This is a genomic window from Nonomuraea salmonea, assembly GCF_042428605.1.
Taxonomy (GTDB): domain Bacteria; phylum Actinomycetota; class Actinomycetes; order Streptosporangiales; family Streptosporangiaceae; genus Nonomuraea; species Nonomuraea salmonea.
On sequence record NZ_JBHMCF010000020.1, the window covers coordinates 239,323 to 260,470 of the forward strand.

At 71.2% G+C, this 21,148-nt stretch carries 17 protein-coding genes, 1 rRNA gene and 1 pseudogene; 10 read left to right on the forward strand and 9 right to left on the reverse strand.

The genetic code is table 11. The features are described from left to right. Nucleotides 1-64 precede the first annotated feature (64 nt). The gene (locus ACFFR3_RS21845; RefSeq protein WP_364380334.1) at nt 65-316 is read left to right on the forward strand and encodes a hypothetical protein; all 252 of its coding nucleotides are present in this window, start codon (nt 65-67) and stop codon (nt 314-316) included. Nucleotides 317-439: 123 nt separating this feature from the next. Here the strand turns inward: ACFFR3_RS21845 and ACFFR3_RS21850 are convergent, their stop codons facing one another. From ACFFR3_RS21850 to ACFFR3_RS21865, 4 genes are all read right to left on the reverse strand, one after another. Then, on the reverse strand, nt 440-1,597 hold the full coding sequence (locus ACFFR3_RS21850) for an extracellular solute-binding protein (RefSeq protein WP_345398226.1): 1,158 nt from the start codon (nt 1,595-1,597) through the stop codon (nt 440-442). Nucleotides 1,598-1,681: 84 nt separating this feature from the next. Beyond that, complete coding sequence (locus ACFFR3_RS21855) at nt 1,682-3,190, reverse strand: CoA-acylating methylmalonate-semialdehyde dehydrogenase (RefSeq protein ID WP_379483737.1); 1,509 nt, start codon at nt 3,188-3,190, stop codon at nt 1,682-1,684. Then, nucleotides 3,187-4,467, reverse strand: coding sequence for an aspartate aminotransferase family protein (locus ACFFR3_RS21860; protein WP_364380325.1), 1,281 nt, complete (start codon nt 4,465-4,467; stop codon nt 3,187-3,189). The genes ACFFR3_RS21855 and ACFFR3_RS21860 overlap by 4 nt, the downstream gene beginning before the upstream one ends. Before the next feature lie 87 nt (nt 4,468-4,554). Continuing rightward, nucleotides 4,555-6,015 (reverse strand): MFS transporter, encoded by a 1,461-nt coding sequence (locus ACFFR3_RS21865; protein WP_364380322.1) that lies wholly within the window; start codon nt 6,013-6,015, stop codon nt 4,555-4,557. A 54-nt stretch (nt 6,016-6,069) separates the two neighbouring features. Between ACFFR3_RS21865 and ACFFR3_RS21870 the strand changes: the two genes are divergently transcribed. The 3 genes from ACFFR3_RS21870 (at nt 6,070) to ACFFR3_RS21880 (ending at nt 10,090) form a co-directional block, all read left to right on the forward strand. Beyond that, on the forward strand, nt 6,070-6,771 hold the full coding sequence (locus ACFFR3_RS21870) for a TetR/AcrR family transcriptional regulator (protein ID WP_364380319.1): 702 nt from the start codon (nt 6,070-6,072) through the stop codon (nt 6,769-6,771). Nucleotides 6,772-6,784: 13 nt separating this feature from the next. Beyond that, entirely contained in the window at nt 6,785-8,413 is a 1,629-nt protein-coding gene (locus ACFFR3_RS21875; RefSeq protein ID WP_379483738.1) for an AMP-binding protein, read from the forward strand. Nucleotides 8,414-8,479: 66 nt separating this feature from the next. Beyond that, the gene (locus ACFFR3_RS21880; RefSeq protein WP_345398214.1) at nt 8,480-10,090 is read left to right on the forward strand and encodes a PucR family transcriptional regulator; all 1,611 of its coding nucleotides are present in this window, start codon (nt 8,480-8,482) and stop codon (nt 10,088-10,090) included. Between the two features lie 157 nt (nt 10,091-10,247). Here the strand turns inward: ACFFR3_RS21880 and tnpA are convergent. Continuing rightward, nucleotides 10,248-10,554: pseudogene (gene tnpA, locus ACFFR3_RS21885) on the reverse strand (IS200/IS605 family transposase). A gap of 56 nt (nt 10,555-10,610) precedes the next feature. On the opposite strand from tnpA, the gene ACFFR3_RS21890 reads away from it, so the two are divergent. Beyond that, entirely contained in the window at nt 10,611-11,540 is a 930-nt protein-coding gene (locus ACFFR3_RS21890; protein WP_345398211.1) for an RNA-guided endonuclease InsQ/TnpB family protein, read from the forward strand. A gap of 53 nt (nt 11,541-11,593) precedes the next feature. Here the strand turns inward: ACFFR3_RS21890 and trpS are convergent, their stop codons facing one another. Beyond that, on the reverse strand, nt 11,594-12,571 hold the full coding sequence (gene trpS / locus ACFFR3_RS21895; protein ID WP_345398208.1) for a tryptophan--tRNA ligase: 978 nt from the start codon (nt 12,569-12,571) through the stop codon (nt 11,594-11,596). Between the two features lie 260 nt (nt 12,572-12,831). Between trpS and ACFFR3_RS21900 the strand changes: the two genes are divergently transcribed. Beyond that, on the forward strand, nt 12,832-14,301 hold the full coding sequence (locus tag ACFFR3_RS21900; RefSeq protein ID WP_364380306.1) for a phosphodiester glycosidase family protein: 1,470 nt from the start codon (nt 12,832-12,834) through the stop codon (nt 14,299-14,301). A 59-nt stretch (nt 14,302-14,360) separates the two neighbouring features. Here the strand turns inward: ACFFR3_RS21900 and ACFFR3_RS21905 are convergent, their stop codons facing one another. Then, entirely contained in the window at nt 14,361-14,501 is a 141-nt protein-coding gene (locus tag ACFFR3_RS21905) for a hypothetical protein (protein ID WP_379483739.1), read from the reverse strand. Between the two features lie 170 nt (nt 14,502-14,671). Between ACFFR3_RS21905 and ACFFR3_RS21910 the strand changes: the two genes are divergently transcribed. Genes ACFFR3_RS21910 through ACFFR3_RS21920 form a run of 3 tightly spaced genes read left to right on the forward strand, consistent with a single transcriptional unit; the run spans nt 14,672 to nt 17,128 of the window. Beyond that, a complete protein-coding gene (locus tag ACFFR3_RS21910) occupies nt 14,672-15,157 on the forward strand; it encodes a GbsR/MarR family transcriptional regulator (protein ID WP_364380300.1) in 486 nt (161 codons plus the stop codon). Continuing rightward, nucleotides 15,154-16,050: an alpha/beta fold hydrolase gene (locus ACFFR3_RS21915; protein ID WP_379483740.1), complete on the forward strand. Its 897-nt coding sequence runs from the start codon at nt 15,154-15,156 to the stop codon at nt 16,048-16,050. The genes ACFFR3_RS21910 and ACFFR3_RS21915 overlap by 4 nt, the downstream gene beginning before the upstream one ends. Nucleotides 16,051-16,060: 10 nt before the next feature. Beyond that, nucleotides 16,061-17,128 (forward strand): WD40/YVTN/BNR-like repeat-containing protein, encoded by a 1,068-nt coding sequence (locus ACFFR3_RS21920; RefSeq protein WP_379483741.1) that lies wholly within the window; start codon nt 16,061-16,063, stop codon nt 17,126-17,128. A 178-nt stretch (nt 17,129-17,306) separates the two neighbouring features. Here ACFFR3_RS21920 and fxsT read toward each other — a convergent pair whose 3' ends face one another. Continuing rightward, entirely contained in the window at nt 17,307-20,309 is a 3,003-nt protein-coding gene (fxsT, locus tag ACFFR3_RS21925) for an FxSxx-COOH system tetratricopeptide repeat protein (RefSeq protein ID WP_379483742.1), read from the reverse strand. A 103-nt stretch (nt 20,310-20,412) separates the two neighbouring features. Here fxsT and ACFFR3_RS21930 point away from each other — a divergent pair, with 103 nt between their 5' ends. Continuing rightward, the gene (locus ACFFR3_RS21930) at nt 20,413-20,640 is read left to right on the forward strand and encodes a hypothetical protein (protein WP_379483743.1); all 228 of its coding nucleotides are present in this window, start codon (nt 20,413-20,415) and stop codon (nt 20,638-20,640) included. 266 nt (nt 20,641-20,906) lie between these two features. Here ACFFR3_RS21930 and rrf read toward each other — a convergent pair. Beyond that, nucleotides 20,907-21,023, reverse strand: a 5S ribosomal RNA gene (rrf, locus tag ACFFR3_RS21935). Between the last annotated feature and the right edge of the window lie 125 nt (nt 21,024-21,148).

Here is a 21,148-nt window from a genome sequence, read left to right on the forward strand (position 1 = left end):
ACGCTCAGCAGGACGCTCACGGCCACGGTCAGGGTTATAACGGTTGCGACATGCGGAGAGTCCCATGGGCGGTGGGAGCGTGATGAGCTGGGGTGCGACCAGAACGGCGCAGGACATGTTGACGTTCGACCCTGAGGGCCTGACCTGGGCCCAGCGCGACGGCGATGCCTGCGTCGTCTGCCACAAGCGATGGCCGCGCCCGCGCGTGCGCGTGGGCCGCCTGCCCGACGACGCACCGATCCTCGCGTGCGCCGACTGCGCCGAGGCCCTCGTGCCGGCGCCCATGGCCACCGTGGTGGCCTTCCCGTCCCGCTGACGCACGACGAGCGCGGCGAGACGCCCCGGGACAGAGGGGAAGGCCCGGGGCGCCTCAGAGCGAGCCCGCCCAGCGGGGGAGAAGGGCGAGCCCGCGGCACAGTCAGGTGGGGGCGGCCACCACTTACTTCATGAGCTCCTGCCACCGCTTGGCCCAGGTGGCGTAGTCAGTGCATTCCCCGTCGTCCGCGCGGCAACCCCCGGGCGGGCGCACCGCGAAGTCCACCTTGCCGAGCCGCTTGTCGTCGCCCATCCCGTACGCCCGGCACATCGCCCTGGCCCGCCCCTTGCACGCCTTGCCGTTGGCGGGCGCCATGCCCGTCCACGCGGCGGCGTCGCGCTGCGCGTCGGTCGCGGTCACCCAGTTGAGCCAGCGGTAGGCGCAGGTTGCGTCGGGGACGTTCGCGCTGAGCATCCAGGAGTCGAGCCAGCCGAGCGTGGCCCGCGTCTTCACCGTCTCGAGGGGCACCCCCGCCTTCTGCAGGAGCAGCCGGTAGTAGGGGGTGAGCTGGGCATAGTCGAGCGCGCCCGTCGCGAAGCCCTTGACGAGGTCGACGGGGTTGCGCCAGTAGGTGCGGTCCTTGTTGCGGTCGAGCAGCGCCATCGCCTTGTCGAGGTCGGCCTCGCTCAGCTCGTACGGCTCCTTCGCCCCCTCGGCCAGCGCCGCGGCGGCGATCGTCAGCGGGCTGTCCCTGAGCGCCGCCCGCGTCGAGGAGAACACCTGCTCAAGGTCGCCGCCCGTGTTGCGGTCGCGGACGAACTCGTCGTACGCCCACAGGTACGGCACCCCGTACGACTTGCCCGACACGGTGGTCATGTCGCGGAACCGCTTGTCGAGGTCGGTGTAGCCGCTCACCTTGGCCGGGTCGATCGGCTGCGCCCACTTGCGCTCGATCAGGTCGGCCGCCAGCACGGGACCGGCCGTGACGACGTCGTAGGGCCGGTCGTCCACCCGCGCGGCCAACTCCTCAGCGGTCTGCGCGATGTCGAGCCTGGCGATGCGGCAGCCGGTCTCCTTCTCGAACGAGCCGACCCAGTTGACGCGGGAGCTGACGCCGCCGTACTCGGCGTAGCCGCGGTAGGTGAGGATCTGCAGCGTGCCGTCGAGCTGGGTGGCGCTCGGCGTGGGCGTGGGAGTGGAGCTCGCGCTGGGTTTGGCCGTGGGGGTGGGCTGGGGCCGCACGCCCTGAGGCCCGGGAACGGCCGCAGGAGCCGCCACGCCCACGCCCGCGACCAGCGCCGTCGCGGCGAGCGCCAGGGCATAAGTACGACGACCGTTCACGATGTCCCCCCTTGTCCGTCGTGCTGGAGCTTACCGGGGACGGGAGCGGGAGGAACGGTCGTTCCTCCCGCCCGTGAGCGCCGCTTACCCGTTCGTGGGGAAGCCCAGGTTCACGCCGCCGTGCGAGGGGTCGAGCCAGCGGGAGGTGACGACCTTGCCGCGGGTGTAGAAGTGCACGCCCTCGGTGCCGTGCACGTGGGTGTCGCCGAACAGCGACGACTTCCAGCCGCCGAAGCTGTAGAACGCCATGGGCACGGGGATCGGCACGTTGATCCCGATCATGCCGACCTCCACCTCGTTCTGGAAGCGCCTGGCCGCGCCGCCGTCGTTGGTGAAGATGGCGGTGCCGTTGCCGTACAGGCCGTTGTTGATGACCTCCAGGCCCTCCTCGTACGAGGAGACGCGCACGATCGACAGCACCGGGCCGAAGATCTCGTCGGTGTGCGTGCGCGACCCGACGGGCACGTGGTCGAGCACGGTCGGCCCGAGCCAGAAACCGGGCGTCTCGGCCGCCTTGCCGCCGCCCAGCACGGGCGTCTCGCGGCCGTCCACGACCAGCTTGGCGCCCTCCTGGACACCGAGGTCGAGGTAGGAGGCGACCTTGTCGCGGTGCGGCCCGGTGACGAGCGGCCCCATCTCGGACTTGGGGTCGTCGCCAGGGCCGACCACGAGCCTGCCGACCCGTTCGACGATCTTGCCCACCAGCTCGTCGCCGATCGGGTCCACGGCCAGCACGACGGAGATCGCCATGCACCGCTCCCCCGCCGAGCCGAACCCGGCCGAGACCGCCGAGTCGGCCACCAGGTCGAGGTCGGCGTCGGGCAGCACCAGCATGTGGTTCTTGGCGCCGCCGAGCGCCTGGACGCGCTTGCCGTGGGCGGTGCCGGTCTCGTAGACGTACTGGGCGATGGGGGTGGAGCCGACGAACGACACCGCGCGCACGTCGGGGTGCTCAAGCAGCCGGTCCACGCTCACCTTGTCGCCCTGCACGACGTTGAACACGCCGTCGGGGAGCCCGGCCTCCTGCCACAGCCGCGCCATGAGCAGCGAGGCCGACGGGTCGCGCTCCGACGGCTTCAGCACGAACGCGTTGCCGCAGGCGATCGCGACCGGGTACATCCACATCGGCACCATGGCCGGGAAGTTGAACGGCGTGATGCCGGCCACCACGCCCAGCGGCTGGCGGATCGAGTAGGAGTCGACCCGGGTCGAGACACCCTCGGAGAAGCCGCCCTTGAGCAGGTGCGATATCCCGCAGGCGAACTCGACGACCTCCAGGCCGCGGGCCACCTCGCCGAGCGCGTCGGAGTGCACCTTGCCGTGCTCGGCCGAGATGAGGGCGGCCAGCTCGTCGCGGTGGGCGTACATCAGCTCGCGGAAGCGGAACAGCACCTGCGTGCGCTTGGTGAGCGAGGCGTCCCGCCAGGCGGGGTAGGCCGCGACGGCCGCCGCGACGGCGGCGTCCACGTCGGCGGCCGAGGCGAGCGCGACGTGGCCGCTCACCTCGCCGGTGGCCGGGTTGAAGATCTCCGCGGTACGCGCGGAGTCACCGTCGGCAAGTGCGCCGCCGATCCAGTGCTTGACGGACTTCACTGGGCCGCTGCCTCCGCGTCGATGGTCTCCAGGGCGGTCACGATGATGCCGAGCCCCTCGGTGGCCTCGTCCACGCTGAGGGTGAGCGGCGGCGCCATGCGGATGGCGGTGCCGTACAGGCCGCCCTTGCCGGCCAGCAGGCCCGCCCGCTTGGTCAGCTCCATGAAGCGGCCCGCCTGGGCGGGGCTCTCCAGCTCGACGGCGAACATCAGGCCCTTGCCGCGCACGTCCTTGACCACGGACAGGCGCTGCGCCGCGGCCTTGAGGCCGCTGATGATGATCTCCCCGGTACGGGCGGCGTTGGCCTGGAGGTCGTGGTCGAGCACGTAGTCGAGGGTGGCGTTGGCGGCGGCCATGGCGATGGGGTTGCCGCCGAAGGTGGACAGGCCCACCGCGTGCGGCGCGTCCATGAGGTCGCCGCGCGCGACGACGCCGCCCACCGCGAACCCGTTGCCGAGCCCCTTGGCGAAGGTCATCATGTCGGGCGTCACGCCGTGGTCGCCGATGCCGAAGAACGAGCTGCCGGTGCGGCCCCAGCCGGTCTGCACCTCGTCGGAGATGAACAGGATGCCCTGCTCGTCCAGCACCTCCTTGTAGGCGGCGAACAGCCCGTCGGGGGCCATCGTGAACCCGCCCACGCCCTGGATCGGCTCGGCGATCAGCGCCGCCACGTCGTTGGAGACGGAGGTGGCCAGGACGTGGCGCAGGTCGTCCACGCACGCCTTGATGTAGTCGGCGTCCGACAGGCCCTTGAACTGGGTCAGGTGCCGGTCGGCGCCGTGCAGGAAGTGCACGTTGAGCGGGGAGAGCGAGTTGTTCTTCCACGACCGGTTGGCGGTGACGCTGATCGCGCCGAAGCTGCGCCCGTGGTAGCTCTGCCGCATGGCCAGCACCTGGTCGCTCTTACGCGCGTACGTGGCCAGCAGCAGCGCGGTCTCGTTGGCCTCGGTGCCGGAGTTGGTGAAGAACACCTTGGCGTCGGGGATGCCGGACAGTCGCGCGATCTTCTCGGCCAGCTCGATCTGCCCCCGCAGCAGGTAGACCGTGCTGGTGTGGACGACGCCGGTGGCGAGCTGGCGCTCGACGGCATCGCGCACCTCCGGCACGTCGTACCCGATCATGTTGGTCAGGATCCCGGCGAAGAAGTCGAGGTAGCTCTTGCCGTCCGCGTCGATGACGCGGTTGCCCTTGCCGCTGACGATCTCGATGGGCTCGTTGTAGTTGAGTGCCAGCCAGTTGGGCAGCACTGCCCGGTGGCGCGCGAGTAGGTCCGACATGTTATCGAGTATCCCTTTCCGGTCGGGTGCCCTCCTATGTGCAACGTGTCGACGCGGCGGGAAAATGCCTTACACAGTGGAAACCCGTCACACGGGGCTGCCCTGCGGTGCGGGCGCGGGAGCGGCGGCGGGCGCCGGCGGGCGCAGCACGCTGACGGCCAGCAGCGCGGCGGCCACGCAGAAGGCGCCGCCCACCCACGAGCCGAGGTGCATGGCCGAGGTGAACGCCTCGTCGGCGACGTCGGCGAGCCCGAGCCCGTGCGCGCCCCCGATCGACTCCCTGGCGGCGGCCGGCAGATCGGCCGGCATCTCCGAGGTGTAGCGCCCGGCCAGCACGCTGCCGAGCACCGCGATGCTGAGCGCCATGCCCACCTGCTGCACGGTGTCGTTGAGCGCGGAGCCGACCCCGGCGTGATCGACGGGGATGGCGCCCATCAGCGAGGCGTACGCCGACGGCCCCGCCAGCCCGCCGCCCATGCCCATGATCACCAGGCCGGTCAGCAGCGGCAGGTAGCCGGTGGTCAGCGCCATCACCACGAAGCCGCCCGCCATGAGCAGCAGCCCCGCGCCGACCAGCACCCGGTTGCTCAGCCGCCGCCCGAGCCCGGCGCCCACGCCGTTGAAGATCGCGGCGGCCACGGCGTACGGCAGCATGGCGAGCCCCGCCTGCATCTCCCCGTAGCCCAGCACGAACTGCAGGTACTGGGTCAGCATCAGCATCACGGCGCCGGCGCCGAACGACATGAGCAGGATCGAGAACGAGGCGCCGCTGAAGTTGCGGTTGGCGAACAGGTGCAGCGGCAGCATCGGCTGCTTCTGCCTGCGCTCCCAGATGACGAACGCGGCCAGCGCGAGCACCGCGAGCGCGATGATCGGAAGGTTCCACTCCCGCTCGATGATCACGTAGACGCCCGCGGTCAGGCCGACGATCGACAGCACCACGCCGACCGGGTCGATCCTGCGCGCCGGGCTGCGGCTCTCGGGCATCAGGATGACGGCGGCCACGATGGCGATCGCCGCCACCGGCACGTTCAGCAGGAAGACCGAGCCCCACCAGTAGTGCTCCAGCAGGAAGCCGCCGAGCGTGGGCCCCGACACCATGCCGACCAGGGCCACCGCGCTCCAGCCCGCCATCGCCTTGCGCCGCTCGTCCGCGTCGAAGACGGTCATCAGGATCGACAGCGTGGACGGCATCACCAGCGAGCCGCCGACGCCCATGAGGAAGCGGGCGGCGATCAGCTGCCAGGGCTCGGTGACGACCAGGGCCAGCAGGGAGGCGCCGCCGAAGAACGCCAGCCCGACGATGAGGAAGCGGCGGCGGCCGTACTTGTCGGACAGGCTGCCCGCGGTCAGCAGCAGGCCGGCGAAGGCCAGCACGTACGCGTCGAGGATCCACTGGATGTCCGACGGCGTCGCGCCCAGCTCCTGGTTGAGCGACGGGATGGCCAGGTTGAGGACGGTGTTGTCGATGACCAGCACCAGCAATGCCAGGCAGAGGGCGGCCAGGATCCACCATCGGCGCGGGTCTCGTACAGCGTTCGAGTTCACTCGCACACCGTACGACACTCTCGCACAGTGTGCGAGTGGTTTTATCCTGGAGGCATGAGCAGCAAGCCGTTCTCCTCCGTCTGGGTCCGCGAGCCCCGCAAGAGCGCCGCCCCCGGCCGCACCAGGGAGGAGATCGTCGCCGCCGCCGTCGAACTGCTCGACCAGGAGGGGCTGGGCGGCCTCAGCATGCGCAAGCTCGGCGCCAAGCTGGACGCCGGCGCCACCAGCCTCTACTGGTACGTCGCTCACAAGGACGAGCTGCTCGAACTCGCCTACGACGAGGTGTGGGCGGAGATGACCGTGCCCGACCCCGACGAGGTGGGCTGGCGCGACGCCACGTCCGTGCTGGCCTACAGCATGCGCGAGGTGATCCTGCGCCACCCCTGGTCGGGCGACCTGATCGGCCGCCTGCCCGCGCTCGGGCCCCACGCGATGCGGGTCGCCGACCGGATGCGCCGGATGTTCAAGGCCGCCGGGTTCAAGGGCTTCGACGTCGACTTCGCCGGCTCCACGCTCACCGCCTACGTGTTCGGCATGACGATCCCCGAGATCGCCTGGAACGCCACGATGGGCGACCGCGACTACGACGCCGACGAGATGCGCGCCACCGTCCGCAAGGCCGCCGCGGCCCACCCCGAGATGCTGGAGAGCATCGACATGGACGTCTACGACGATCCCGACGCCATCCGGGCGCTGTGTTTCGACTTCGGCCTCGTGTCGCTGCTCGACGGTCTTGAGCGGCGGCTCGCGCCGTAGCAGGATCCCGGGCATGAGCGATTTCCGTGCCGCCCGCGACTTCCTCCTCGACGCCGACCCCGGCACCGCCAGGCGCGGCTTCCGCTGGCCCAGACCGGCCGAGTTCAACTGGGCGCTCGACTGGTTCGACGGGGTGCTGGCCGCCGAGACCCCCGAGGCCGTCGCTCTCAAGATCGTCGGCGAGAGCAGCGCCTCCTACACCTTCGCCGAGCTGTCGGCCCGCTCCAACCAGGTCGCCAACTGGCTGCACGAGCAGGGCGTGCGGCGGGGCGAGCGGATCCTGCTCATGCTGGGCAACCAGGCCGAGCTGTGGGAGGCGCTGCTCGCCGCGATGAAGCTGGGCGCGGTCATCATCCCGGCCACCACGCTGCTGACCGCGAAGGACGTCACCGAGCGCATCCAGCGCGGCGGGGTGTCCCACGTCATCGCGAACGCGGCCGACGCCGGCAAGTTCGAGGCCGGCGAGTACACGAAGATCGCCGTGGGCGACGCGTTCGGCTGGCTGCCCTTCCACGAGGCGTACGAGGCGGGCACGTTCTTCACCCCCGACGCGCCGACCAGGGCCGAGGACACGCTGCTGCTCTACTTCACCTCCGGCACGACCTCCCAGCCGAAGCTGGTCGAGCACACCCACGCCTCCTACCCCGCGGGCCACCTGTCCACGATGTTCTGGATCGGGATCAGGCCCGGCGACGTGCACCTCAACGTCTCCTCGCCGGGCTGGGCCAAGCACGCCTGGAGCAACGTCTTCGCCCCCTGGAACGCCGGGGCGACCGTGCTGATCCACGACTACCAGCGCTTCTCCGCGTCCGCGCTGCTGGAGGTGCTGCGCGACGAGCGGGTCACCACGTTCTGCGCGCCGCCCACGGTGTGGCGGATGCTCATCCAGGAGGACCTCACCGCCTGGAGGCTGCCCCTGCGCACGGCCGTCGCCGCCGGCGAGCCGCTCAACCCCGAGATCATCGACCAGGTCGCCAAGGCGTGGGGCATCACGATCAGGGACGGCTACGGGCAGACCGAGACGACGGCGCAGATCGGCAACGCGCCGGGCGAGCAGGTCAGGCCGGGGTCGATGGGGCGCCCGCTGCCCGGCTACGAGGTCGTGCTGATCGACCCGGTCACCGGCGAGCAGGGGGACGACGGGGAGATCTGCCTGCCGCTGGACGACCGCCGCCCCCTCGGCCTCATGTCCGGATATGTCGGTGGATCGGGCGACGCGATGCGCGGCGGCTTCTACCACACCGGCGACGTCGCCACCCGCGACCAGGACGGCTACATCACCTACGTGGGCAGGACCGACGACGTCTTCAAGGCGTCCGACTACCGCATCTCGCCGTTCGAGCTGGAGAGCGTGCTGCTGGAGCACCCCGCCGTGGCCGAGGCCGCCGTGGTGCCCGCCCCCGACCCGGTACGCCTGGCGGTGCCGAAGGCGTACGTGCTGCTGGCCCCCGGCTTCGAGCCCGGCGAGGACACCGCGAGGTCGATCTTCGAGCACTGCCGCAGGGAGCTGGCGCCGTACAAGCGGGTGCGGCGCATCGAATTCGACGACCTGCCGAAGACGATCTCCGGCAAGATTCGCCGCGTCGAGCTGCGCGTTCGCGAACCCCGCCGGGAATATCGCGAAGAGGATCTCAACCCATGACATGTCCGACAATGTGTCATTCACCCCGTGGGCGTTCTTACAGGTTGATCGGCTAGGCTCTGCCCCGTGCTCCCCACCATCGCCGACGTCCTCGCCCTGGAGACCGTGCGCCGCGGCAGCCCGCGCGTGGTCGCGGGCGCGGACCGGCTGGACACCAAGGTGCGGTGGGTGCACGTCGGCGAGATCGCCGACATCGCCCATCTCCTGCGCGGCGGGGAGCTCGTGCTCACCACCGGCGTAGCGCTGCCCGAGGACCCCGAGAAGCTCGCCGACTACATCGGCGAGCTCTCCTCCGTCGGGGCGTCGGGGCTGGTCGTGGAGCTGGGCCGCAGGTTCGTCCGCGAGCTGCCGCGCGCGGTGACCAAGGCCGCCGAGGAGCACGGGCTGCCGGTCATCGTGCTGACCAGGGAGACCCCGTTCGTCCAGATCACCGAATCGGTGCACTCCCGGATCATCGACATCCAGCTCGAAGAGCTGCGCGCCTCCGAGCAGCTCCACGAGGTCTTCACCGAGCTGTCGGTCGAGGGCGCCTCGCCCGCCGAGGTGCTGGCGCAGGTGGCCCGGCTGTCCGGCCGGCCCGTGCTGCTGGAGAACCTCGCCCACCAGGTGCTGGCCTGCGAGTCGGCGGGGCGCGACGCGGGCGCCCTGCTCGCCGGGTGGGAGACCAGGTCGCGGGCGGTCGCGCCGGCCGAGCGCACGGCGTACGATCCGGCCTCCGGCTGGCTCGTCACCACCGTCGGGGCGCGCGGGCAGGACTGGGGGCGGCTCATCCTGCTCTGCGACGGCACGCCGTCACCGCGCGACATGGTGCTCGCCGAGCGGGCCGCCACCACGCTCGCCCTGGGCCGCCTGCTGGAGCGCCACCAGGAGTCGCTCGAACGCCAGGCCCACGGCACCATCCTCACCGGCATACTCACCCACGCCTACGCCGACCCCGACGAGGCCGCCGCCCGCGCCCGCGCGGTGGGCGTGCCGCTCACCGGGCGGCGGCTGATCAGCGTGGTCATCCGGCCGACCGAGCACATCGACCAGGCGCTCGACGGGCAGGCGCAGCTCGGCGAACTGGCCGAGTGCACCGCCGCCGCCTGCCGCGACGCCCGCCTGCCCGCCCTGGTGGGCGCGCTCGACCAGGAGCGCGTGGGCGTGCTGCTGCCGCTCCCGCCACGCACCCAGGCAGAGCCCGCGCTGACCGCGCTCGCCGAGCGGCTGCGCGGGCTGTGCGGGGCCGCGTTCGTGCTGGCGGCCGGCTCGGTCGTCGAATCCATCAAGGACGTACGCCGCAGCTTCCTCGAAGCCGAGCAGGTCGCCGAGGTGGCGGTCCGCCAGCCCGACGGCCGCGCCTACTACCGCCTGCCCGACCTGCGCCTGCGCGGCCTGCTCCACCTGCTGCGCGACGACGCGCGGCTGCAGACGTTCGCCGAGCGGGAGCTGGGCCCGCTGCTGGCCCACGACGCGCAGCGTGGCGGCGACCTGACCCGCATCCTGCGCATCTACCTCGACTGCGGGCGCAACAAGGCGGTCGCCGCCCAGAAGGCCCACCTGTCCAGGCCCGCCTTCTACGACCGGCTGCGCCGCCTTGAGCGCATCCTCGACACCGACCTCGACGACGTCGAGTCCTGCCTGTCCCTGCACGTGGCGTTACTGGCGCTGGAGTCCTTCCGCAGGGAGAACCGCTGACGCGGGCGTTCGTCAGGCACGCGGGCGAACGTTCGTTCCCGGCGGCGTTCAGCCGAATCTGGCGTGGAACGCCGGGCGTTCACGCCTGGGAGGAAACGACGGCGCCGGGGGTCTCCAGGCCTGAGCGGTGGCGTGACGGCTGGTTCGGGTGGGCGGATCAGCCTGGCCGTGTCTGGTTCTCGATGTACTTCTTGATGATGTTCAAGGGCGCGCCGCCGCAGGAGGCGGCGAAGTGCTGGGCGACCAGAAGTGCCCGCCCCACAGATGGCGCCGGGCGGAAACGCCTTTGAGTGGGGTGACCAGCGTCGAGAGCGTGACCTTGGGAGGGTGGTGGACCAGCAGGTGGACATGGTCGTGCTCGCCGTTGAACTCGACCGTTCGTCGGTGAACACCCCGCGCCGGTACGTGGATGTGAAGACGGAATGGGCATGCAGCGCGGAGACGACGGTTCGCCCTGTGCGGATATCGGGGTTTGGGTTCCCATCGCGGCGACAGGGACCAAACGATAGTGTGTTCGACTGTGAAGCTGGTGGTGCGGGCTCGCACCCTGCACGCCAATCTGGCCGTCGGGAACCTGGGCGGGCCGGGATCATCACGCCGGGCCGGCATCGAAGCCCGGCCGATCTCTTTTCGATCGTCGGCGGCTCAACCGTATGACGATCGGTGCCTGTCCTGGCAGCATGAGGCGCGGACGGTGTCGATCTGGACGACCGCCGGGCGGCTGAAAGGGGTGGCCTTCACCGGCTCGGCGCGGCAACTGGCGCTGCTGGCCGCCCATCGACGCGGTGAGTCGGATCTGGTCTGCCGGGATGGGATGTGGTTCTTGCATGCCACGGTCGAGGTGGCCGAGCAGCCGCTGTCGGAACCGGACGGCTTCGTCGGGGTGGATCTGGGTATCGCCAACATCGCCACCACCTCCGATGGAGTTCGCCATTGCGGCAAAGGACTGAACGCGGTCCGCCACCGTCATCGCCGGCTTCGCCGCCGCCTGCAGGCCAGGCGGACCAAATCCGCCAAGCGGCTGCTGAAACGGCGGCGTCGTCGAGAGGCGCGGTTCGCCGCGCAGGTCAACCACGTCATCGCCAAAAGCATCGTGACCGAGGCAGAACGCACCGGGCGCGGGATCGCTCTGGAGGATCTCCAGGGCATCCGCGAGCGGGTACGGCTTCGCAAGCCCCAGCGGGTCACGCTGCACTCCTGGAGTTTCCATCAGCTCGGAGCTTTCATCGCCTACAAGGCGGTCCGGGCAGGAGTGGCGGTGATCGCCGTGGATGCGGCCCATACCTCACAGCAGTGCTCGCACTGCGGGCATGTGGACAAGCGCAACCGGCCTGACCAGGCCACCTTCTCGTGTACGTCGTGCGGTTTCGCTGAGCACGCCGACGTCAACGCAGCCCGGAACATCGCCTCACGCGGTGCGACGGGCTGGGCAGTGAGTCACGCTGCCTGACGCGGACCGGACCGTCGAAGCCATCGACGGCGAGGAACTGCAAGCTCGGTCGTTCACGACCGAGAAGCTGACAAGCCCATGGCCTGCTGCACCTCCTCCAGCGTCAGCACCGCCCGCTCGCGCGCCCGCTCGTTCCCCTCGGCCAGGATCCGGCGCGCGTCGCCCTCGCCCAGCTCGGCCCGCCGCTTCCTGATCGGCCGCAGGAACTCGTTGACCGCCTCCGTCGTCACCCGCTTGAGCGTCGCCGCGCCGCCGTCGCCGATCTCCCCGGCCAGCTCGCGCGGCGACCTGCCGAGGCAGAGCCCGGCCAGCGTGAGCAGGTTGGCCACCTCGGGGCGGCGCTCCTCGTCGAAGGTGATGTGCCGCTCGGCGTCGGTGCGGGCCTTCCTGATGAGGGCGGCGGTCTCGTCCTCGGTGGCCGACAGGGCGATGGCGTTGCCCCTGCTCTTGCTCATCTTGCCGCCGTCGAGCCCCTTGAGCAGCGGCTGCTCCCCCATCATGGCCTCGGGCAGCGGGAACACCGTGCCGTACCGCTCGTTGAAGCGCCGCGCCACCAGCCGCGTCACCTCCACGTGCGGCAACTGGTCCTTGCCCACCGGCACCAGCGTGCCCTTGCAGAACAGGATGTCGGCCGCCTGGTGCACCGGATAGGTGAACATCAGCCCGCTCACCGCCCGCTGCGAGCTGTGCGCGATCTCGTCCTTCACCGTGGGGTTGCGCCGCAGCTCCGCCACCGACACGAGGCTCAGGAAGGGCAGCAGGAGCTGGTTCAGCTCGGGGATCGCGCTGTGCTGGAAGATCACGGCCCGCGCCGGGTCGATGCCGACCGCGAGATAGTCGAGCACGAGGTCCGTGGTGTTGCGCCGGATCTCGCCGGGCGTGTCGCGGTCGGTGATCACCTGGTAGTCGGCGACCAGCACGTACATCGGATATCGGCCCTGCAACTCGACCCGGTTGGCCAGGGAGCCGAAGTAGTGGCCGAGATGCAGCGGCCCGGTCGGGCGGTCACCGGTCAGGACGATGTCGTTCATGGGATCTCTCCTGGGTCTCGTGCCGCCCCGGAGAGGACCTCGCATGATGGTGAAGGGCCGTCTCTGGGACGGCCCCCGCATGGGCGAATCAGCGGCCGTCTGTCGGCCGCCACCACATGCGGATACAAGTCATATACGCATGGTACTGGAGGGCGATGTCAATCTCGTAACCTCTTTACCCAGTTGGCGCGTTCTCCTGCCTCGGGGTCCTTGATCTCGCCACTATGGTGCGGTCCCTTGCACCGCCCTATGGAGAGTTCATGTCTCGACGCACGATCGCCGGCGGCCTGGCCATAGCCGCGGCGCTCACCATCACGGCGCTGCCCGCGACCGCGGAACAGCGCACGGTACGGTTCCCGTCGGCGAAGTTCCCGCTGGGCGCGCGACCCGTGCCGACCAAGACGATGACCGCCGTCACGCAGGGCATCGACCTGTACGACGTGCAGGCGGGCTCCGCCACCGACGGCTACACGCTGACCGTCTTGATGCCCAGCGGCCGCGACTACGGGATGCAGCACACCGCGGAGGCCAAGGCCGCCGAAGTGGAGGCCGCCGGGGAGACGCCCAGCGTCCAGAAGGTGGTCAGGCCCGGCGTCGCCGACGCTCCCTCGCAGACCGTCTACATGGTCCGCGTCGGCATGTGGCCGCTGAAGGACAAGAAGAAGGCCGAGAAGGCCGCCAAGAAGCTGAAGGAAGCGGGCCTGAAGGTCAAGGTCGACTACCTCGGCGACGACGGGCTCAAGACCACCGGGCCGTGGAGCGCCAAGGTCGTCATGGTCGACTCGCGGGTGTTCCGCGGCTCGTACGCCGCCTCGCTCGGCCGCAGCGTGGCCAAGCGCGAGACCGTCTCCTCGATGGTGAAGGCGGGCAAGGCGCTGGTCGGCGTCAACGGCGGCTTCTTCAACATCCACACCTCCAAGGCGCTGCGCGGCGAGCCGGTCGGCGCCTCCGTGGTCGGCGGCCGGCTGCTGAGCGAGGCCCTTCCCGGGCGCTCCGCCGTCGTGCTCAAGGGCCGTACCGCGAAGATCACCGAGCTGAGGACCGACGTCACCGCCGTCTCCCAGGACGGCACCAAGGTCGAGGTCAACGGCGTCAACCGGGCCGCCACCACCGACGAACTGGTCCTCTACACCGAGGAGTGGGGCGCCAAGACCCCCTCCGGCGGCACCGACGCCGTCCTCGACGCCAACGGCAAGGTCGTCGGCCTGCGCGCGTCCGGCGCCGCCGTGGCCGCCGGGACGCGCGTGCTGCACGGCAACGGCCTGGCCGCCGACTGGATCAACGAGCACGCCTGGCAGGACTGGACCGTCAAGATCGTGACGAAGGTCGTGGACCTGCGTACCAAGCGGGCGCTCAAGCTCACCCCCGACCTGCACGTCATCTCCGGCGGCGTGGGGCTGGTCCGCAACGGCAAGGTGAAGATCACCGCCAAGCGGGACGGGCACGACTCGATCAACATGATCCTCCGCCGCCACCCTCGCACCCTCCTCGGCACGACCCGCAACGGCAGCCTCATCCTGGCCACCATCGACGGCCGCCGCCCCGGCGAGACCGTCGGCGCGAACTTCGTGGAGGCCGCCCAGTTCATGCGCTGGCTGGGCGCCACCCAGGCGATCAACCTGGACGGCGGCGGCTCCACGGCCATGGTGGTCGGCAAGAAGGTCGTCAACCGCCCCTCGGACGGCGCCGAACGCACAGTGGGCGACGCCCTCCTGGTCCTCCCCAAGTAGCCCTTCCAGTGAGGGACCCGCACCACCACGTGCGGGTCCCTTCGTGTGTCCTCCTCCGATCAGTTTTCCTCCTGGTGGACGAGGAGGACGAAGTCGAGGTCGAGGTGCGCGGGGCTGCCGGTCTGATCGGCGCCGAGCACGACCGCGAGCGTGCCCGGCCCCTTGGCCATGCCGTCACGCACCTCCCAGGGCTCGCCCATGGCGGCGCCCGAGCTGGTCGGCGATTGTCCCGAGCACCACCTCGTCCGCCGGTCGTCCACCGGCCATGCCCTGCTCCTCCTGCCGTGTCCGCCTGATCGGCGGCCAGGCCGGCGGTCATCACGATTTCCTGTTGTTGCAGTAATGACTGCAACAACAGTAATCTGGCGGCATGGACGACACCCCCACCGACGCCGAGCTGGACTTCGTCGACGACGTCGCGAGCTTCTTCGCCAAGGAGGGCATGCCGCTGATCGCCGGCCGCGTGATCGGCTGGCTGCTCATCAGCGACCCGCCGGAGCAGAGCGCCGCCCGGCTCTCCGAGGTGCTGGGCGTCAGCCGCAGCTCGATCAGCAGCGCGACCAGGCTCCTGACGCCCAGCGGACTGGTCGAAGGGGTGCGGCGCAGAGGCGAGCGGCAGGAGTACTTCCGCATCGCGCCCGACGGGTGGAGCCGCATGCTGGCCGCCCGCTACGCCAAGACGGCCGCCTTCCGCGAGATCACCGAGGCCGGCCTGCGCGTGCTGGACGGCGGCTCCCCCGAGCGCCGCAAGCGCCTGGACAACGTCAACGAGCTCTACCGCTTCCTGGAGAGCGAGCTGCCCGCGCTGTGGCAGCGCTGGGAAGCCCACCGCGCCGCGAACGGGGGCGGCGGATGAGCGAGCCGCGCGGCACGTACCTGACCTTCCCCGAGGGGCGCCTGCACGTCCACGTCGCGGGCGACCCCGAGGCGCCACCGGTGGTGCTGCTCAGCGGCGCCGGCGTCGACAACGCGCTGCTGAGCTGGCGACCTCTCATCCCCGTCCTCGCGGCGGACCACTTCGTGCTCGCGCCCGACTGGCCGAAACAGGGCAAGAGCCGCCCGTGGCAGGGCCGGGCCACCCACGAGCGCATGCTGCGCTGCGTCACCGACGTGCTCGATCACTTCGGCCTCGGCTCGGCCGCCCTGGTCGGCCTGTCGCAGGGCGGCGCGCTCGCGCTCGCCACCGCCATCGAGCATCCGGGCCGCGTGGACCGGCTCGTGGCGCTCGCCCCGGCCGGCATCCTGGCGTTCCCGCCCGTCGTGCACCAGCTCCTCTGGCTCACCGCCAAGCTGCCGCTGCTCAACAGGACGCTGCCGGGCGCGCTGCTCAGGACGCGCGCGCAGGTGGCGGCGTTCGCCCGCCGGGCGCTGTTCGCGGGGCCCGTACCGGACTTCGACGAGATCGTGGACGAGATCGTCGAAGAGGTACGGGCGGGCGGCGCCGGCTCGTCCGACTGGCAGAACGGCTCCATCGGCCCCTTCCGCATGCGCGTCGACCTGCGCCCGCGCCTGCCCGAGATCACCTGCCCCGTCCTGCTCATCCAGGGCGACAAGGACATCGGCGTGCCCCAGGCCCGTACGAGAGCCGCCGCCGCACTCATCCCCGGCGCCCGCTACGAGCTGCTGGAAGGCGTCGGCCACTGGTCGAACCGGCAGTGCCCTGAGCGGGTGAACGAGCTCGTCTCGGCGTTCCTCGCCCCGGACGCCGAGCGCGCGACGAGCATGGACGACGTTGATCCTTCGGGCTAGTTTGCCCGGCATGAGGCTTCGTCGCGCATGGAGCGCGCTGTCGGCGGCTCTCGTCCTGGCCGCCCCGCTGCTCGTCCCACCGGCCGCCCAGGCAGGCCCGCCCCGGCTCGGCTGGGAGCTCAAGGAGACCGGAGTGACCGCGCGCCTGCGCGGCCTGGCGCCCGTCAGCAGGGACGTGGTGTGGGCCTCCGGCTCGGAGGGCGTCGTGCTGCGCACCGTGAACGGCGGCCGTACCTGGCGGAACGTCTCCCCGCCCGGCACCGAGGCGCTGCAGTTCCGCGACATCGAGGCGTTCGACGCGAAGCGGGCCGTGGCGCTGTCCATCGGCGAGGGCACCGACTCGCGCGTCTACCGTACCGAGGACGGCGGGCGCACCTGGACGGAGACGTACCGGAACGACGAGCCGCGCGCCTTCTACGACTGCCTCGCCTTCTTCGACCGGCGGCACGGCCTCGCGATGAGCGACCCCGTGGACGGCCGCTTCCGCATCCTCGCCACCGATGACGGCGGACGGAGCTGGCAGGTCCTGCCCCCCGACGGCATGCCGCCGGCGCTGCCCGGCGAGGCGGGATTCGCGGCGAGCGGGCAGTGCCTGACCGTGGCCGGAGCGCGGGACGTCTGGCTGTCCACCGGCGGAGCCGACCGCTCCCGCGTGTTCCACTCGGCCGACCGGGGCCGTACGTGGACGGTCACCGACACCCCGATCCCGGCCGCCGACCCGGCACGCGGCGTCTTCGCCCTGGCCTTCCGCGACCGGCACCGAGGCATCGCGATCGGCGGCGACTACCGCCCAGAAGAGGCATCACCCCACGCCGCCGCCATCACCCGGGACGGCGGCGCCTCCTGGCAGCCCGCCACCACGCCCCCACCCGCCTACCGATCGGGCGTCGCCTGGCTGCCCCACCTGCCCTTCGCCGCCATCGCCGTAGGCCCCTCCGGCAGCGACGTCTCCTGGTCGGCCGGCCGGACCTGGCAGACCTTCGACACCGGCTCGTTCGACACGGTGAGCTGCACCCGCGACCTGACCTGCTGGGCCTCCGGCGAATCCGGCCGCATCGCCCGCCTGGCGCTGCGGTGAGCAGCCCCGCCACCGGACCTGTTCGACGACGAGAAGGGGCTACCTCCAGCCCCTTCAACACTGAGGAGCAGCCCGCCTCCGAAGCCGTTCGACGCTGAGGAGGGGCCCCTCCGAAGCCGTTCGGTGCTGAGGAGAGGCCGCCTCCGAACCCGTTCGACGCGGAGGCGGCGAGGAGGCGCTAGGTCCGTTCCGTCCAATAGGCGAGCTGTTCCCTCGTCGACCGCGTCACCGGATGGCCGGGGCCGAGCACGCGTTCCCTGATGGGCAGTAGCGCCGCGTACCGGTCCCTGGCGCCCGCCGGGTCCCCCGCCTGCCCGGTCCAATAGGCCAGGTTGGCGCGGGCGGTCAGCGTGTCGGGGTGCTCGGGCCCGGAGGCTCGCTCGCGCAGCGGGAGCAGGGCGAGGTACGCGTCCCTGGCCGCCGCCGGGTCGCCCAGCTCACCGGTCCACCGGGCCAGCTCGTGCCGGACGGTCAGCGTGTCGGGATGTTCGGGGCCGAGCACCCGTTCGCAGACCGGCAGCAACGCCGCATACAGGTCGCGCGCGGCCTCCGCGTCCCCCGCCTGCCCCGTCCAGTACGCCAGGTTGTGCCGCGTCGTCAGAGCGTCGGGATGGTCGGCGCCGAGCACCCGTTCCCTGACCGGCAGCAACGCCGCGCACTGCGCACGCGCGGTCCTCGGGTCGCCCGCCTGCCCGGTCCAGAAGGCCAGGTTGTGCCGGGTCGTCAGCGTGTCGGAGTGTTCGGCCCCGAAGGCGTGCTCGTGGCGTACCAGCAGCTCCGCGTACTGGTCGCGGGCCGAGACCGCGTCACCGAGCTCGCCCGTCCACCGCGCCAGCTCGTGCCGGGTGAGCAGGGTGGCGGGGTGCTGGGGGCCGAGCACGCGTTCCCTGACGGGCAGCAGCGCCGCGCAGTGGCCGCGGGCCTGCGCCGGGTCACCCGCCTCGCCGGTCCACAGCGCCAGGTTCGCCCAGGCGGCCAGCGTGTCGGGGTGGTCGCGCCCCTGGACGCGCTCGCGCATGGGCAGCAGCGCCGCGTACATGTCCCTGGCCGACGCCGCGTCCCCCAGCTCACCCGTCCACCGCGCCAGCTCGTGCCGGACGGTGAGCGTGTCGGGGTGGTCGGCACCGGACACGCGCTCCCGTACGACGAGCAGCGCCGCGTACATGTCCCTGGCCGCCGCCGCATCGCCCAGCTCACCCGTCCAGCGCGCCAGCTCGTGCCGGGTGATCAGCGTGGCCGGATGCTCGGCCCCCTGCACCCGCTCGCGAACTGGCAGCAACGCCGCATACCGGTCGCGCGCCCCGACCGGATCACCCGCCTCGCCGGTCCACAACGCCAGGTTCGCCCGAGCGGCGAGTGTGTCGGGGTGCTCGGCGCTCTGCACCCGCTCCCGGATCGGCACGAGCTCGGCGTACATGTCCCTGGCCGACGCCGCGTCCCCCAGCTCACCCGTCCAGCGTGCCAGCTCGTGCCGGATGGTCAACGTGTCGGGATGCTCCGCGCCCTGCACCCGCTCCCCGATCGGCAGCAGCTTCGCGTACTGCCACCGCGCCGACGCCGCGTCCCCCAGCTCGCCGGTCCAGCGGGCCAGCTCGTGCCGGATGGCCAGCGTGTCCGGATGCGTGGCCCCGAGCTCCAGCACCCGCAGCGGCAGCAGCTCCGCGTACATGTCCCTGGCCGACGCCGCGTCCCCCAGCTCACCCGTCCAGCGCGCCAGCTCGTGCCGGGCGGTCAGCGTGGACGGATGCTCAGGCCCCAGCCGGGCCGCGAGCGCCGCGCAGATCTCCTCATACAGCGCCCGCGCCGTCCGGTAGTCGCCGCTCGCTCCCAGGTACCGCGCCGTCTTGTCCATGCCGGCCGACGCCGGGGTGAGCACCGTCAGGATGTGCGGCAGCAGCTCGGCGTACCGGGGCCAGGCGGCGGCGTCGAGCGGATCCGCCGGCAGCACCGACTCCAGGAGCACGGCCGCGACGTCCCGCCACCGCTGCTGCTCGGGCGGCGGCAGCTGGTCGAGAGTGACGGCCTGCACCAGCCGGTGCACCGAGACCAGGCCGTCCGCGGGATGGCTGATCAGGCTGTGCCCGCGCAGCGCGCTCACCGCCGCGTTCACCGCCAGCGGGTCGCACGGCAGCTCCTGGAGCACCATCACCGCACTCAGCCATGGCCGCACCTCACGCACCCGCCGCAGCGGCGTGCTCGGCAGCCGTCCGTACGCCCGCTGCCTGCGCAGGTCGGCCGCGAGCACCTCACGCGGCGCCCGCCCTTCGAGCGGCGACAGCAGCAGCTGGTACGGGATCGGCTCGTGCGAGCAGCATGCCAGCACCCGCAGCAGCGCGATCGCCTCCGGGCTGGTGCGCTCCAAATTGCTGAACGACAGCTGCCAGGTCGTCGTGACCCGCTCCCGATGCCCCCACGGCTGCCCCTGGGCCAGCACCTCGGCCCGCTGGTCGTGCAGCAGCTCCAGGTACTCGGCCGGCCGCAGCCCCGTCTCCGCCATGAACGCCGCCGCCTGCTCCAGCGCCAGCGGCAACGCGCCCAGCTCCGCCACCACCGCCGCGGCGGTCACCGCATCCTCCTGGCCTGACCTCGCCAGCACCAGCTCCGCCCCCGGGCCCGGCTCCAGCACCGGCACCTCCAGCCCCTGCTCCGGCGGCCAGCTCCCCGACCTGCTGGTGACCACCACATGCCCGGGCCCCGCCGGCGGCAGATACCGCCGCACCGTCCCGGCATCCGGCACGTTGTCGAAAATCAGCAACCAGCATTCCGTACGCGCGGCCAGCGCCGCATGCACCTGATCCACCGGATCGGCCGCGTCGGCCGTCTCCCGCAACCCCAGCAACGCCGCCAGCCGCGCAAAAGCCGCCGACAACACCGCGGAATCGTGCGCCGGCAGTTGCCAGACGAGCTGATAGTCACCCTGATGCCGATGGGCGTACTCAACGGCCACACTCGTCTTCCCCACACCACCCAGCCCGTGCAACGCCACCACACTCGGCCGACCAGGCCCCCGCCGCAACCGCTCCCTGACCTCGCCGATCACCTCCTCCCTGCCCAGCAGCAGCGGCGGCCGCGGCGCAAGCTGCACCGGCCGCGTCGGCACCTGCAGCCGCGACTCCAGCCGCACGTCCCCCGCCACATCCACCCGCCCCACATTGACGGCCGTCGCCCCATCACCCGTCATAGCCACTCCCGGATTCGCCTCCCCAACGGAAATGGAACGCTCCACTTGTCCTGATTTGCCACCCGCTCCTGCACGCGGCGGCACCCCCGGCGTCCGTATGACCATGACCGTCACCACCACCAACCCCACACCCCCGACCGCGATGCTGAGCAAGCTGTCCATCTCATCCAGCACCCTGAGCACCGATCCCGGCACCCCGAACATCTCAGCGACGATGTCCACAATCCCCGCCAGCACCAACGTGCACGCAACCGGAGCAACCGTCCACACAAGGACCCGCAATCGCCGGCGCCGCCGTCTCACCTGCACCGATGCCTGCCCCGAAGTATGAGAACCCGTCACACTCCCAGAGTGACCCGCCCACCACCCCGCCGCCACCAGAACTCCACCATGCCCGAAAAGCCCCACCACCCACGCCGTAACCCCACCCGGCAAGATCCCGTGGCTCCAACGACGAGCACGAGTCAGCTCAGAACCGCCGGCCTATGGGAAGCAGCACCCCAGCCCGACCCCGGGCATGCGGAAAAAAAGGGTCCGGACATGCGGAAAGGGCCCCAACACCAGAACCTGGTGTCGAGACCCTCTCCATGAAAGTTTGTGCGGCGGTGACCTACTCTCCCACACCCTCCCGAGTGCAGTACCATCGGCGCTGGGAAGCTTAACTTCCGGGTTCGGAATGTAACCGGGTGTTTCCTTCCCGCCATAACCGCCGCAACCCTGCGAAACAGCACACTGCTTGCTGTCTCAGAATTGCCTAGTGGACGCGAGCAAGACACCCTCCCCGTGGGAGGGTTTGCTTTGTGGTCAAGTCCTCGGCCTATTAGTACCGGTCAGCTCCA